The organism is Embleya sp. NPDC059213 (assembly GCF_042754445.1).
Classification (GTDB): Bacteria; Actinomycetota; Actinomycetes; order Streptomycetales; family Streptomycetaceae; genus Embleya.
On the sequence record NZ_JBHZAV010000024.1, the window covers coordinates 1 to 13619 of the forward strand.

At 72.2% G+C, this 13619-nt stretch carries 14 protein-coding genes and 1 pseudogene; 7 read left to right on the plus strand and 8 right to left on the minus strand.

What is annotated here, in order from left to right; all coding sequences use genetic code 11:
- Positions 1-138: 138 nt before the first annotated feature.
- From ACFXMF_RS12185 to ACFXMF_RS12195, 3 genes are all read right to left on the minus strand, one after another.
- A complete protein-coding gene (locus ACFXMF_RS12185) occupies positions 139-954 on the minus strand; it encodes a chitosanase (protein ID WP_379992857.1) in 816 nt (271 codons plus the stop codon).
- Positions 955-1191: 237 nt separating this feature from the next.
- A complete protein-coding gene (locus ACFXMF_RS12190; protein ID WP_380017953.1) occupies positions 1192-2352 on the minus strand; it encodes a hypothetical protein in 1161 nt (386 codons plus the stop codon).
- Positions 2349-3464, minus strand: a complete 1116-nt coding sequence (locus tag ACFXMF_RS12195; RefSeq protein ID WP_379990328.1) for an AAA family ATPase — start codon at positions 3462-3464, stop codon at positions 2349-2351. The genes ACFXMF_RS12190 and ACFXMF_RS12195 overlap by 4 nt, the downstream gene beginning before the upstream one ends.
- A 282-nt stretch (positions 3465-3746) precedes the next feature.
- Here ACFXMF_RS12195 and ACFXMF_RS12200 point away from each other — a divergent pair, with 282 nt between their 5' ends.
- A complete protein-coding gene (locus tag ACFXMF_RS12200; RefSeq protein ID WP_360317126.1) occupies positions 3747-3905 on the plus strand; it encodes a hypothetical protein in 159 nt (52 codons plus the stop codon).
- Here ACFXMF_RS12200 and ACFXMF_RS12205 read toward each other — a convergent pair.
- On the minus strand, positions 3900-5207 hold the full coding sequence (locus ACFXMF_RS12205) for a cytochrome P450 (RefSeq protein WP_379990329.1): 1308 nt from the start codon (positions 5205-5207) through the stop codon (positions 3900-3902). The genes ACFXMF_RS12200 and ACFXMF_RS12205 overlap by 6 nt on opposite strands.
- A 53-nt stretch (positions 5208-5260) precedes the next feature.
- The gene (locus ACFXMF_RS12210; protein ID WP_379990330.1) at positions 5261-5614 is read right to left on the minus strand and encodes a hypothetical protein; all 354 of its coding nucleotides are present in this window, start codon (positions 5612-5614) and stop codon (positions 5261-5263) included.
- Between the two features lie 13 nt (positions 5615-5627).
- On the opposite strand from ACFXMF_RS12210, the pseudogene ACFXMF_RS12215 reads away from it, so the two are divergent.
- Positions 5628-5906: pseudogene (locus tag ACFXMF_RS12215) on the plus strand (ArsR/SmtB family transcription factor); the annotation flags it as partial.
- A 100-nt stretch (positions 5907-6006) separates the two neighbouring features.
- Here the strand turns inward: ACFXMF_RS12215 and ACFXMF_RS12220 are convergent.
- The gene (locus ACFXMF_RS12220) at positions 6007-7272 is read right to left on the minus strand and encodes an ROK family protein (protein WP_380017954.1); all 1266 of its coding nucleotides are present in this window, start codon (positions 7270-7272) and stop codon (positions 6007-6009) included.
- A gap of 144 nt (positions 7273-7416) precedes the next feature.
- Between ACFXMF_RS12220 and ACFXMF_RS12225 the strand changes: the two genes are divergently transcribed.
- The gene (locus ACFXMF_RS12225; RefSeq protein ID WP_379990332.1) at positions 7417-8895 is read left to right on the plus strand and encodes a carboxylesterase/lipase family protein; all 1479 of its coding nucleotides are present in this window, start codon (positions 7417-7419) and stop codon (positions 8893-8895) included.
- Positions 8896-9227: 332 nt separating this feature from the next.
- On the opposite strand, the gene ACFXMF_RS12230 is transcribed toward ACFXMF_RS12225, so the two are convergent.
- Positions 9228-9560 (minus strand): STAS domain-containing protein, encoded by a 333-nt coding sequence (locus ACFXMF_RS12230; protein WP_360317114.1) that lies wholly within the window; start codon positions 9558-9560, stop codon positions 9228-9230.
- Between the two features lie 304 nt (positions 9561-9864).
- On the opposite strand from ACFXMF_RS12230, the gene ACFXMF_RS12235 reads away from it, so the two are divergent.
- Both ACFXMF_RS12235 and ACFXMF_RS12240 read left to right on the plus strand, forming a co-directional pair.
- Positions 9865-11331: an MFS transporter gene (locus ACFXMF_RS12235; RefSeq protein WP_360317111.1), complete on the plus strand. Its 1467-nt coding sequence runs from the start codon at positions 9865-9867 to the stop codon at positions 11329-11331.
- Positions 11328-11813, plus strand: a complete 486-nt coding sequence (locus tag ACFXMF_RS12240; RefSeq protein ID WP_360317109.1) for a MarR family transcriptional regulator — start codon at positions 11328-11330, stop codon at positions 11811-11813. The genes ACFXMF_RS12235 and ACFXMF_RS12240 overlap by 4 nt, the downstream gene beginning before the upstream one ends.
- Here ACFXMF_RS12240 and ACFXMF_RS12245 read toward each other — a convergent pair.
- Entirely contained in the window at positions 11755-12387 is a 633-nt protein-coding gene (locus tag ACFXMF_RS12245) for a helix-turn-helix domain-containing protein (RefSeq protein WP_379990333.1), read from the minus strand. The two genes, ACFXMF_RS12240 and ACFXMF_RS12245, sit on opposite strands and share 59 nt — an antisense overlap.
- A 66-nt stretch (positions 12388-12453) precedes the next feature.
- Between ACFXMF_RS12245 and ACFXMF_RS12250 the strand changes: the two genes are divergently transcribed.
- Both ACFXMF_RS12250 and ACFXMF_RS12255 read left to right on the plus strand, forming a co-directional pair.
- Positions 12454-12957: a DinB family protein gene (locus tag ACFXMF_RS12250; protein WP_360317104.1), complete on the plus strand. Its 504-nt coding sequence runs from the start codon at positions 12454-12456 to the stop codon at positions 12955-12957.
- 36 nt (positions 12958-12993) lie between these two features.
- A complete protein-coding gene (locus ACFXMF_RS12255; RefSeq protein WP_379990334.1) occupies positions 12994-13605 on the plus strand; it encodes an isochorismatase family protein in 612 nt (203 codons plus the stop codon).
- The last annotated feature ends 14 nt before the right edge of the window (positions 13606-13619 follow it).

Sequence of the window (13619 nt, forward strand, 5' to 3'; positions counted from 1 at the left end):
GGGGGGGGGCGCGTGGGGGCGGGGCACCACGGGGGGGCGAACGGGCGCGTCGCCGCCCCGACCCCGGCCCTTCTTGTCGGGGGCTCGGGGGAAGGGAAGGGGGTGGGGCGGAGGGTGGAGCAGGTCGGGCGGTGTCGATCAGCTCTTGATCGAGTAGCTGTCGCCGTAGACCTTCCAGTTCAGCGGGGGGTTGAGGTCGAGGTTGCCGGCCTTGAGGAAGACCCGCTGCTCGGTGTCGACCCGGCTGGTGTCGCTGTGCGCGTCCTCGTGCTTCATCGCGACCTTGCGGGCGTCGAGGAAGGCGTTGAGGTAGGTGGTCTCGTTGCCGCCCTGGGCCGGCGACTTGGCCTTCTTGAGCGCGTTCGCCCGGATCGAGCTGAAGCTGTCCCGGTCGCCACCGTCGCCGTGCATGACGATCGCGTCGTAGTAGATGAACTGGCCCAGTGCGCCCAGGCCGTCGGACTTGCCGCGGTTGACCGCCGGGTTGAAGTACACCCGGTCCCGCTCGTCGTTCTGGGCCGTGCGGAAGTCCGCGTCGGCGGCGGCGGTCGCCCACGCCTTTTCGAACGAACTGCCCAGACCCGCGTGCGAGTCGGTGCCGTTGACCTTGCGCAGCGCGGGCAGGTACTTGGCCAGCACGTTGCCCGGTTTGCGTGCGGTGTACAGCTCGACCAGGTCGAGCATGTCGCCGGTGCCGGAACAGAAGCCGATGATGCCGGCCGTGTATCCGCGCCCGTCGTCGATGTCCTCGATGTACTTGTACTGCGCCTTCCAGTCCAGGGAGGAGTTCTCCGCACTGGACACCAGTTGCATGGCGATGTCCTTCTTGTGCGGGTCGTCCAGCCCGATCCGGGCGGCGGCCTGCTGCGTGGCGCTGGTCGAACTCGACTGCGTGGCGCTCGTCGCCGCATGGGCCAGCGGCCCGGGTGCGGCGATCAGCAGTCCGGTGGCCACAAGCAGGGTCAAGCGCTTGCGGGATCGTCCGAGGTGAGATTTCACGTGCGTCTCCGTTCCGGCTCTACGGCCACGTTCGGGGGGCTCCGTGTCCATCCATTGTTAGGAAAGTTTCCTAACTAGGAACGAGACACATTGAAGCACCGCCGAGTTCCGTCGCCAAGGGGGGATTGGGAAACATCTGGGGAAACTGAGGGACCGTCTTCCGGGTTGGTCACAAAGCGGCTCGACGACCGATCAGGTTCGGAAGACGGCGTGCACCATCGGACCTTCCAACACCACGATCCGGCCCGAGCGGTCCCAGACGGTGACCCGACCCGCGTGCTCCCGGAAGCCGATCGTGTCCGAATCCGCGCCGGGGAAGGCGATGTTCGCACCGGGCCCGGGGTCCCGGCCCAGGTACAGGGTCGCCGTCTCGTCGCCCGCCAGGACCAGGTGGGCATCGCCGGAGACGAGCAACGCCTCGAACGTGGTCGGCACGATCCGGCCGCCGGCGGTGACCAGCCGGCGCGGCACTCCGGCAGGTTGTCCGGAGCGCTCGCGCAGGGTCCAACCCGGCATGTCCCGGCGCCACTTGGCCACATCCGTCAGCTGTCCGACGCCTTCGGCGGTCTGCGCGAGCGCCGCGATCGAGGTCGCGGAGCGGTTCACGCCCAGGAACGAGGCCGGTGTGGCCTCCTCGCGCCGGACGACCCGCGGTCGCGGGGTGAGCGTGTCGAACACGGTGATGACGCCCCGGTCCAGGGTCACCAGGTGGGCACCGTCGAAGGAGTCGGCGAACTCCCGTGCGGACAGCGTGGCCCAGTGCCGCAGCCGGCGGGTGACCGGATCCAGCCGGTGGATGTCGCAGGACGCCCCCTGATCCGCGATCAGCAGGGCGGCCGAGGCGTGGTCCGCCAGGACGATGCGATCCGCCGGCACGTCCCAGCGTGCCCGCCCGCGACCGTCGCGGCCGAGCAGCCGGGTGCCGGCGGCGCCGCAGGCGACCAGGACGGTGCCGTCCGGGAGCGCGGCGGCGTTGTGGACCGGCAGTCGACCCGGGAAGTGGCCGGCGTTCACCGCGAGCGGCTCGGTGCGCCGCCGAGTGGGCCGGGGTTCGACGGGCGGTCGCAGATCGGCCGCGACGAGTGGGTCGGCGCGGGCCCGAAGCGCGTCGAAGCGCCGACGGCCGCTTCCGGCCGGGACCGCGACGGACCCGACGGGTCGACCGGCGGCCCGCACCAGGGCACGGGCGGCCAGGGTGGCCGGTTCGCGATCCGCCCGCGCCGCCAGGCCGGCCACGGCCGCTCCCCGAGCCAACACGGCAGCCACCGGCAGCGGCGGCTCACGTGGATGCCAAACGGGCGCGGCCGGGCCGGCCACGATCGACCCGTCCACCGGCCCGACGCCGCCCGTCACGACTGCACGGCCGCGATCAACCGGGCGCGGATCGCGGCCAGTTCGACGTCCAGGTCGGGTGTGGCGAAGCCGGCGTCGATCTCGCGCAGCACCGCCTCCAACCGCGGCCGCCGGTCGCCGTCCCTGGGCTCCGGCCCGAAGCGGGCGAGCAGATCCCGTCCGGTCGCCGCGAGTCGCCGCGCCCGGGCCGCGCTGCCGTGCGAGTACTCCTCGGCCGCGTGGCACAGGCTGCCGCAGCCTGCGCGTCCGCCGTCGGCGCGATCAGTGGCAACGTCCACAGGTCGCCCGGCTCCGCGACCGCCCGCCCGCCCGTCCAGGACGGCTGCGGCGGCGACCAGGCGCTGCGAGCGCGCCCCGCGGCGATCGGTGATCGGCACCCCGGCCGCCCGCAGCCGGCGCACCGCCGTGGCCAACACGAGCCGCACCGACCCCAGTTCGCAGACGCGCGCGGCCTCGGCGAGGCGATCGACACCGGCCAACGCGTCCGGCGACCCCTGGACCGGCCCGGAGGCCGTGGGGGTGTCACCCTCCTCCAGCAGCTCCTCCAAGCGCGCGTCCGCGACCGGGTCGACGAACACCCGGGCCAGGAACCGGTCCGCGAAGGCGGCGAGCGAGGGGTCCTGCGGAACATGGTTGGCCGCGCCGACGCACACCCTCAAGGGCGCCGCCGGCACGGTGGCGCCCCGCCGGAACACCCGCTCGTTGAGCAGGCCGAGCAGGGTGTTCCGGATCGCGGTCGAGCCGAGGAAGACCTCGTCCAGGAAGGCGATCTCCGCCTCCGGCAACATCCCGGCCGTCTCGATCTCGACGACCCCCTCGCGCAGCCGACGCAGGTCGACCGGTCCGAAGATCTCGTTCGGTTCGGTGAATCGGCCCAGCAGGCACTCGAAGTAGCGTCCACCGAGCTGTTCGGCGATCAGGCGCACCGCCAACGACTTGGCCGTGCCCGGTGCCCCGACCACGAGCAGGTGTTCCCCCGCGACCGCGCACAGCGTCACCACCTCGGCGCCCACTTCGCGATCGACCAGGCCGACCCGCGCGGCCGCCAACGCGCCGCGCACCGCGAACGCAGCCTCCCGCACCCCGCCTTGCGCCTGCTCCTGCTCCTGCACCGACTCCGGAACGACACCCGGGAAGTCTATGCATCATGCAATGAACACACATTCGCATTCCGCCCCACGGCCGGATCCACCGCCCGGCCCACGGCCACGCGCGGCTGCCCGCCGGGCTCGACACCGCCGCGCCGACAACCCGTTGGGGTGGATGTCGGCCGGTATGCGAGGCGTTGCCGGCACCGATTCGGAGGGGTTCGAATCAGCCGGGTAACCGGTTGATTACGGACTGATTCGGAAACGATGGCAGCCAACCGGGCCGTCGCGTGGCAGCATCGTGGCATGGACGAGCATCCGCAGCCCGAAGTCGAGCCCGAATGGCTCGACCACGACGACTTCGAACGGCTCATGGCCGAGGTTCTCCCGACCCCGGACCCACAGTTGCCGCCGCTCTCCGACAAGCGGATCTACGAGCGCACCGGTGGGGACACCGGCTCATGAACCGCCCGATTCGTCGGGACCGACCCGATCACCCACGGCTCCCCCGGCACCCGTAGCGCCCATGGTGCCCGCAGCCCCCACCGCATCCACGGTGACCGGGAGTTCCCCGTAGCCCCGCAACACCAGTCGGTCGCGTCGGGTCGCGCCCGGGGCCAGGGTCAGCGCCGGGAAACGGTCGAGCAGACGCGGGAACGCCACCGTCGCCTCCAGTCGGGCCAGCATCGCGCCGACACAGAAGTGCAGCCCGGCCCCGAAGCTCAACGAGCCGCCCTCGGCCCGCCACGGGTCGAACCGCTGCGGATCGCGATATCGCGCGGGGTCCCGATTGGCGGCCCCGATCAGCACCAGTACCTCAGCGAAGCGCGGCACCGGCACGCCGTCGATCGAGAGATCGTCCCGAAGCGCGACCCGCGACGTCAACTGGACCGGCGAGTCGTAGCGCAGCACCTCCTCGACGAAATCGGCCACCGGCAACGTCCGGTCGACCAGCGCGCGGCGCACGTCGGGATGTTCACCCAGCAGCGCGAGGCCGTTGCCGAGCAGGTTCGTCGTGGTCTCGAAACCGGCCACGAGCAGCAGCACCAGGTTGGCCACGAGTTCGGCGTCGCCGATCGCCTGCTCCGGGTCCTCGTCGCGCAGTCGTACCAGCGCGCCGATCAGGTCGTCCTGCGGCCGGGCCCGGCGTTCGGCGACCAAGTCCGCGAAGTAGCCGCCGAGTTCCAGCGCGGCCCGATCCGCCGGGCCGGTATCGGTCGCCACCGACATGAACTCCAGGACACCCATCAGGTCGTGGGCCGGATCCCGAAAACGATACCGGTCCTCCTCCGGGACGCCGAGCAGTTCGCAGATCACCCCGACCGGCAGCGGGAAGGCGAACCGATCCATGAAGTCGACGGGGGCGCCCGCCCGGCCCGACTCGGCCATCTCGGCCAGGAGTCGGTCCACCGCCCGCGCGATGGCCGGTTCCAGCGCGGCGATTCGACGTGGGGTGAACACGGCCGCGATCGGCCCGCGCAGCCGGGTGTGCACCGGTGGATTGCTCTGCAGGATCGAGCGGCCGAACAGTTCCTGCGACGGGGCTTCCGACTCGCCGCCGAACATCGCCGCGCTCGCCTGGCGGTCCAGCACGCCGAAGCCTCGCTCGCGCAGCACCCGATCGGCCGCCGCATGGCCGGTGACCAGCACGAACGTGTCGTCCACCCGCACCACGGGGCCGAGCGCGTGGGCCTGTTCGTACAGCGGGTAGGGATCGACCCGGGTCTGTGGGGTGGTGAGCCGGTCGACGATCGCCGATGCATCCATGCGTTGCCCTCTCGTTCCCGGGCGGCGACCGACGCCGGCTGCCTGCCACCGGGTCAACCGCTCACGGGGGCAGCGGAGTTCCCGCCCCCGGTCGAGGACGTAGCCACCGGGGCACGGTCGTCGGGGACTCGGTCGTCGGGAGTTCGCTCGTCAGGGGCTCGCTCGTCGGGACCCCACCGGTGGATGGCGACCGCCGCCGTCACGGTCGCTGCGGTCAACGAGGCCCACAACACGCCCGGGCCCCAGGCCAGGAGCCCCATCAGCACCGCCGGGGACGCCGCCACGCCGATGCCGTGGCCGAGCTGGAATCGGGCCAGGGCCCGGCCCAGGCGGTGGGCGGGCGTGGTCGCCACGACGAGGGCGGTGGCGCTGCCGGTGTAGATGATCTCGCCGGCCGTGTAGAGCACCGACCGGGACGTCCCGGAGCCGGTCCCGATGGACCTGGTGCGCCGGCGTCTGGAGGCGCTGTCGCATCCGGTCCGGCTGCGCCTGGTGCGCACCCTCGCGCGTGGCCCGCACACCACCGGCGAACTGGCCTCGGCCTGGGAACCGACCGCGCCCGAGGTCTCCCGGCACCTGGTCGTACTGCGCCGGGCCGGGCTGTTGAAGACGCGGCGGCGCGGCCGGTACGTGCTCTACGACCTGGACGCCTCGGCGACCGCGGCGCTGGGCACGGATCTGATGGCGGCGATGTTGCGCCGAGGGCCGGCGAAGCGCGGATCGGGAGCGATCCGGGCTCGTCGCCTCGGCGGGGTGGGGACACGTTCCGTTCGAGGTCGTATCCCGACTCGATCCGAGTTCACCCGTCCGGAGCGGGGAGGTCGCCGGGCGGTGGGGACGGGTGGTCGGGTGACGGGACGCCGGCGGCGTCGGCGAGGGTGGCCTCGCGGCTGCTGCGCAGGGCTCCGTGCAGGGTGGCGTCCGGGCCCAGGAGGCCCTGCACGATGGTCGGTTCGAGGTGGGGGGCGAGCGCGCGGCGGCCCGCGAGGGTGGCTTCGATGCCGGGCCTGAGCCACTCGGCCCAGGTCGCCAGGTAGCCGCCGAGAATCACCTCGCCCGGGTCCACCAGCCCCGAGATGGCCAGTACGGCGGCGCCCACCGAGCGGCCCGCGACCGCGAGCGCCTCGGTCGCCCGCGGCTCGCCGGCGCGCAGTCGGCGGTCGAGTTCGGTCAGGGCGGCGTCGACGCCGGCCCGTGCGACGACGTCGACGAGGCCGGCGGCGGCGGTCAGCGGCTCGGGCCCGACGTACATGGCCAGGCATCCGCGCGCGCCGCACGGGCACCGGGGGCCGTCGAACGCGAGCGGGATGTGGCCGACTTCGCCGGCCATGCCATGCGTACCGGTGTGGATCCGGCCGTCGACCACCAGGCCGCCGCCGACGCCGGTGTCGGCCTTGATGTACGCGACCGCGTCGGGGAGTTCGCCGTTCGGCTCGGCACGGGCGTGGTATTCGGCCAGGGCCGCGACGTTCGCGTCGTTGACCACGTCCAGCGGGCAGGCGAGATCGGGCAGATGTGCCCGTACCAGCGCGCGCAGGTCGGTCCGCGACCAGCCGAAGTCGATCGCGGCGACGACGGTATGCCCGGGCCCGGTCACCGGCCCCGCCATCGCGATCACCACCCGGGCCAGATGCGCATCGCGCCGCGCCCGCAGCACGGCCTCGGCCCGCGCGATCTCGCCCGCCAGCACCGCGGCCAACGGCTCGGGGTCGCCGAACGGCGCGTGATGCGGCACGGACGCGCGATGCGCCACCGTGCCGGCCAGATCCGCGGCCATCACCTCGACCCGCTCCAGCGTCACCTGGAGCGCGATCGCCAGCACCCGCCCCGGCACCAGGCGCAACAACCGCCGCGGCCGACCCCGCCCGCCGGAGGAGGCCGAGCCGACCTCGGCCACCAGGCCGCGCCCGATCAGGTCGGCGGCCAACGCGGTGACCGACGCGGGCACCAGACCGGTCGCCGCCGCGACCTCGGTGCGCGCGCACGGGCCGTGCGCGGCGATCTCGCGCAGCACGAGGGCCAGGTTGTGGCGGCGTACCGCGGCGGTGTCGGTGGGGGTGTTCACGGCTCGATTCTCCCCCAGGGGTGCGAGGGCGGCGGCATAATTTTTTCAACTCTTGTAATATTTATCGGACGAGGTCGATACCCACCCCCTGGAACCTCCCCGGTCCAGTCGGCTCCGTTTCCGGTTCGCACAAAGGATTACCCCGTGTCCCAGCAGCCGCTCGTCACCACCACCCTGGGCCCCGTACAGGGCTTCTGGCAGGGTGCGTCCGCCCGCTTCCTCGGCATTCCCTATGCCAAGCCCCCCGTCGGCGACCTGCGCTTCGCCGCGCCCGAGGCGCCCGAGGCGTGGATAGAGCCGCTGGCCGCCACCGCGTACGGCCCCACCGCACAGCGCCGCGCGTTCGGCGACGGGCCGACGATCATCCCGGAGCCGTCCATCCCCGGCGACGACGTACTCGGGGTAAACGTGTTCACCCCGAATCCGAGCGCGGACGCCGCGCTGCCGGTGCTGGTCTGGATCCACGGCGGCGGCTTCGTGGCCGGCTCCGCCGCCAGCCCGTGGTACGACGGGGCCGCGTTCAACCGGGACGGCGTGGTCCTGGTCTCGCTCGGCTACCGCCTGGGCATCGAGGGCTTCCTGCACCTGGAGGGCGCCCCCGACAACCGGGGCGTGCTGGACTGGATCGCCGCGCTGCGCTGGGTCCGGGACAACATCGCGGCCTTCGGCGGCGATCCGGCCAAGGTCACCATCGCCGGCCAGTCGGCGGGCGGCGGCGCGGTGCAGACGCTGATGGCCACGCCGTCCGCGTACGAACTCTTCCGGGCCGGCATTTCGGTCTCCGGCGCGGTGATGGAACCGCAGAGCCGCGCGGCCGGCCTCGCCGTCGCCGAACTCTTCACCGCCCGCACCGGCCTGCCCGCGACGGCCGCCGCGCTGCGCGACCTCTCGCACGACGACCTACAGGACCTCCAGGACCTGCTCACCGCGCCCGAGGAGGGCTCCGCCGCACTGCCCGGCCTGCTGCTGGCGCCGTTCACCGACGGCGAGTTGATCCCCGAGGACGTGCACGTCGCGTTCCGGGACGGCTCGGCCACACCCGCGCCGATGATGCTCGGCGCCACCCATCACGAGTTCAACGCCGCCGCCGAATTCGGCATGTCGGACGCCCCGGTCGAGGCCGCCGTCGCCATGCTCGACTCGCTCGGCCTGCCCCCCGAGGGCATCACGGCCTACCTCGCCCTGCACGAGGGCGCGACCCCCGCCCAGGTGATCGGCCAGGCGCTCACCGACACCCTGTTCCGCGCCACCGCCGTCGCCATCGCCGAGGCCCGCGCGAGCCAGGACCGGCCGACCTGGTTGTACGCCTTCGAATGGCTCTCCTCCGCACCGATGTTCGGCGGCCACGCCTTCCACTGCCTCGACCTGCCCTTCGCCTTCGACCTGCTGGCCGCCGAGGGCGCGGAGAACGCAACCGGCCCCGACGCACCCCAAGCCCTGGCCGACGCGATGCACGGCGCCTGGGTCGCCTTCGTCCGCGACCTCGACCCGGGCCCCCGGTGGCCCCGCTACACCCGGGACAACCGCAACACGATGACCTGGGACACCACCCCCCGAGTCAGCCCCGACCCCCTGTCCCCCGAACGCCACATCTGGACCACCCGCCGGACCCCGACCACCTGAGCCGAACCACGCACCGCCGAGCCTCGCCCGCCGCGCCGAGATCCGCCCACGCCCTGGTCGCGAGCCGGTCGCGGTAGGCGAGGTGGTGCATGTCGCGAGTCGGGAGAGGCCGGGGGATGCCGTTTGCGAAAGCGTCGCGGGCGGCGGGTTCGCTCACCTCTCGGACGCGGACCCGGTGGCCGCCTCGGGCTCGACTCGACTCGACTCGACCCGGCGCGGCTCGGCGAGGTCCTGCTCGCGGTCACAACACCGACACCGACGGCACCACCCGACCCACGCCGGCCTCGCAGTCCCATGCCCACGGTCCGCGTTCGGGCGGGCTGCGAGGCGGGTCAGGCTGCCGCGACCCGTCGTTCGAAGAGTTCGTCGGTCTCGGTCAGGGTCAGCAGGCGGGCCACCGCCGGCGGGACGTCGTGCAGGAGCAGCGTCGAGCCCAGGCCGTACGCCCGCAGCCGGGCCCGCAACAGCGCGCTCAGGCCGGCGCAGTCGCAGAATCGCACCGCACCCAGGTCCAGGCGGATCACGCCGGACCGTTGGTCGAGGCAGCGGTCCAGGGCGAATTCGAGTTCGGGTACCGCGTCCACGTCGATTTCCCCGGACACGGTGATCACGGCTGACGAGGCGGCCAGGACGGTGGTGACGGTGAAGCTCGGGCACGAGTACATCGGAGCCCTTCCTGACGCTGCGAAGGCGTGCGGATCCCCGGACGTCGGAACCCGGGGAGCGCCCCGTGCGCGGACGGCCCGGCGCGCACGAGGGCAACCGGAACCAGCGGAACACCGTTCGCAGGCACGAAGGTTCCACCCCCATTCACCTCCGTTGCGAGCCCCCTGTCAACGCCCGGGACGACGGATCGCCCCGACGACCGCAGGCATCGGGCGGCACGGGCCGCACGACATCGGTTGACGTCCACTCGCGTTTGGTTGTACAAACATAATGATTGTACAACAGTAACGATTGAGGTGGTACGTGGCGCTCACCGAGACCAGCCGACGCGAAAAGCTCGTCGTCCTGTCGACCTGTTGCCTGAGCCTGTTCATCGTCGGACTCGACAACACCATCCTGAACGTGGCCCTGCCCGCCATCCGCAGCGATCTGGACGCCTCGGTGTCGCAGCTCCAATGGACCATCGACGCCTACACGTTGGTGCTGGCCGCACTGCTCATGGCGGCCGGGTCCACGGCCGATCGCATCGGTCGGCGTCGGGTCTTCCAGACCGGACTCGTGTTGTTCGCCGCAGGCTCGCTGTTGTGCGGCCTGGCGCCGGGGCTGGAGTGGTTGATCGCGTTCCGGGTGGTCCAGGCCGTCGGCGGATCGATGCTCAACCCGGTCGCGATGTCGATCATCACCAACACCTTCACCGAACCCCGCGAACGCGCCCGGGCGATCGGCGCGTGGAGCGCGGTGATCGGCGTCGCGATGGCGCTCGGGCCGATCGTGGGCGGCGCGTTGGTCGACGCGGCCGGTTGGCGGTCGGTGTTCTGGATCAATCTGCCGGTCGCACTGGTCGCCATCGTGCTCACCGCGTTGTACGTGCCCGAGTCCAAGGCCGCGCGGCCCAGGCGGGCGGATCCGGTCTCCCAGGTACTCGTCTTCGTGTTCCTGTTGTCGCTGACCTACACGATCATCGAGGGCCGCGCGGCCGGGTGGTCCTCGCCGCTGATCGTCACGCTGTTCATCGTCGCCGCGGGGAGCCTGGCGGGGCTGTTGTACTGGTCGCCGCGGCGCGCGGAACCCTTGCTCGATCTGCGCTTCTTCCGCAGCGTGCCGTTCACGGGCGCGACCGTGATCGCGGTGTGCACGTTCGCGTCGATGTCCGGATTCCTCTTCCTGAACACGCTCTATCTCCAGGACGCGCGCGGCTACTCGCCGACCGAGGCGGGCCTGCTCACGCTGCCGATGGCGCTCCTGACCATCGTGTTCGCGCCGATCTCCGGTCGGTTGGTGGCCCGGGTGGGTCCACGTGTACCGCTGGTGGTGGCCGGCCTCGCCATGGCGGCGAGCGCGGCGTTGCTCGTCGGGCTTACCGAGCACACCTCCACAGTGCGGTTGGTCGCCGCGTACTGCGTGTTCGGCGTCGGCTTCGGGCTGGTCAACGCGCCGATCACGAACACCGCCGTGTCCGGCATGCCACGTGCCCAGGCGGGCGTGGCCGCGGCGATCGCGTCGACGAGTCGCCAGGTCGGCCAGTCCTTCGGGGTCGCGGTGGTCGGCACCACGGTGACCTCCGTCGCCTCCGCGCCCGGCGGCGCCGGTCTCGCCGCCGCGACGCACACCGGATGGTGGATCGTGCTGGGCTGCGCCGGCGCCGTCGCGCTCCTCGGTATGCTCACCACGGGTCGCCGAGCCCTGCGCACGGCCGAGCGCACAGGGGCGGAACTGATGCCCGCGGCGGTGCCCGTCGGGGCGCCCGAGACGACGGACGTGAGGCCATGACCGGTTCCCCCGCACACGACGCGGCGAGCGACGCCCCCTCGGATGCCGCGGGACGGGTCTGGAAGGGCATGCACACCCTGGTCCTGGAACGCCACGACCGCCGCCGCGCGGTCACCGAGGCGACCGGGCTGAGCTTCGTCCGGGTCAAGGCGCTGCGCCGGATCGCCGCCGGCCCGATGTCCATGCGCGAACTGGCCACCCGGCTGGCCACCGACAAGCCGTACACGACGTTGGTCGTCGACGACCTCGAACGCCGCGGCCTGATCGAACGCACCGTGCACCCCACCGACCGCAGACAGCGCATGGTGGCGGTGACCCCGCAGGGCGAACGCATCGCGCAGATCGCCCGCGGCATCCTGGACGACCCCCCGGATTTCCTCCGCGACCTGCCCCCGGCGGACCTGGCCGTGCTGGACCGGCTGATCACCGCTCTCGTCGACGCGGACCACCTGACGAAGAAGACGGCCGACCCGGCGACGTAGGGCCCTCGGCCGGTACGTGAGCCCGCACACCCTGCAGGTCGAACAGGATGAGCAACTCCACCGCGCCGCCGTCCGCGCTGCCCAGCCAATGCGGCAACGAGGTGTCGAATTCGGCGACTTCGTCGGCCTGCACCGTCGTGTCACGCTCTCCGACCACCAGTCGCAGAGTGCCGTTGAGAACGTACAGCCACTCGAAGCCCTCGTGGGTCTGCGGTGTCGGTTCGAGGGGCTTCGGCACCGCGGGAATGATCATCTTGAAGGCTTGTGTTCCACCCGGCCGCCGGGACAGGGGTACGAACGTCATCCCGAACCGCCGGATCGGCTTCAGGTGGACCCGGGAATCGCCGGCGCGCGGCGCCCCCACGAGATCGTCCAGCGGGACGTCGTAGGCGTGGGACAGATGCAGCAACAACTCCAGGGTCGCCCGTCGCCGACCGCTCTCCAGGCGGGACAGGGTGCTTTCGGACACTCCGGTGGTCGCGGACAGTTCGGCGAGGGTGATGCCGCGCGCCCGCCGCACGGCACGCAACCTCGGGCCGACCGCGTCGAGCACGTTCTCCATTGCCTGATCCATGGGACCAGCTTGCCGAAACGGCAAGGATCCTCGCCACTCGGTGACCCGTCGGCCGACAGTGGCGGCATGGAGAATCCCGTACCCACCGCCGCCCGCCGCAAGGACACCCCGCCGCCGCGCACGGCGAACAACGAAGCCGACGTCCTGCGCGGATTCCTCGACTACCTGCGTACCTCGATCGTCACGAAGATCGACGGAGCCCCCGAGCCGGCGGTCCGCACGGCGGCGGTGCCCTCGGGCACGAGCCTGCTCGGCCTGCTCGACCATCTGGTCGCGGTGGAGAGCGTGACGTTCCTCGGGGCACGGGTCACCGACTGGCAGGCGACGTTCCGGCCGGCCCCGCAGGACGGTGTCGCCGACGTCGTCGCCCGCTACCGGGCAACCGTGGAGCGCGCGAACGAGGTTCTCGACGCCTGCACCGATCTCGGCGCGCCACTGCCCCGGCCGGGTCGTTCGGGCCGGTCGCCGAGCGTGCGCTGGGCACTCACCCACCTGATCGAGGAGACCGGTCGGCACGCGGGTCACGCGGACATCATCCGCGAACTGGTCGACGGGACGACCGGGCGCTGAGCACGCGGGAGGGCTCGGCAGGCAGGATGGGATGCCATGACAACAAAGATCGAACCCGTTTCCGCCCTGCTCGTCGTCGACGTACAGGTGGCCTTCGTCACCGGCGCCGGTGCGGTACCGGCGGCCGAACGCGTGGTGGAACGGGTCGCCGCGTTGATCGGCCGGGCCCGGGCGGGCGGGGCGCTCGTGGTGCACCTCCAGAACGACGGGCCGGTCGGCGCGGACGACGAAATCGGCACGCCCGGCTGGGAGTTGCGGTTGCCGGTGGAGGCCGGTCCGAATGAGGTGGTGATCCGCAAGACCGAGGACGACGGCTTCGACGGTACGCCGCTGGGCGACCTGCTGACCCGGGCCGGCGTGACGGGGGTGGCCGTCTGCGGGGTGATGTCCGAGATGTGTGTGGGCGCGACCGCGCGGGCGGCGCTGGAGCGTGGTTATCGGGTGGTGCTGCCGCACGACGCGCACGCGACGTACGACATCCCGGCCGCGCCCGGCATCAGCGAGGCGGTACCGGCGCCGATGGTCTCCCGGGTGGCCGAATGGGCGCTGGGCGACGAGGTCGAGATCGTCGCGCACGCCGAGGAGGTGACCTTCACCGACGCGAAACCCGTCGCCGGGTCGGTCGAGGACGCCCGAGACTCGGCATAGCGCACCCCGCACGG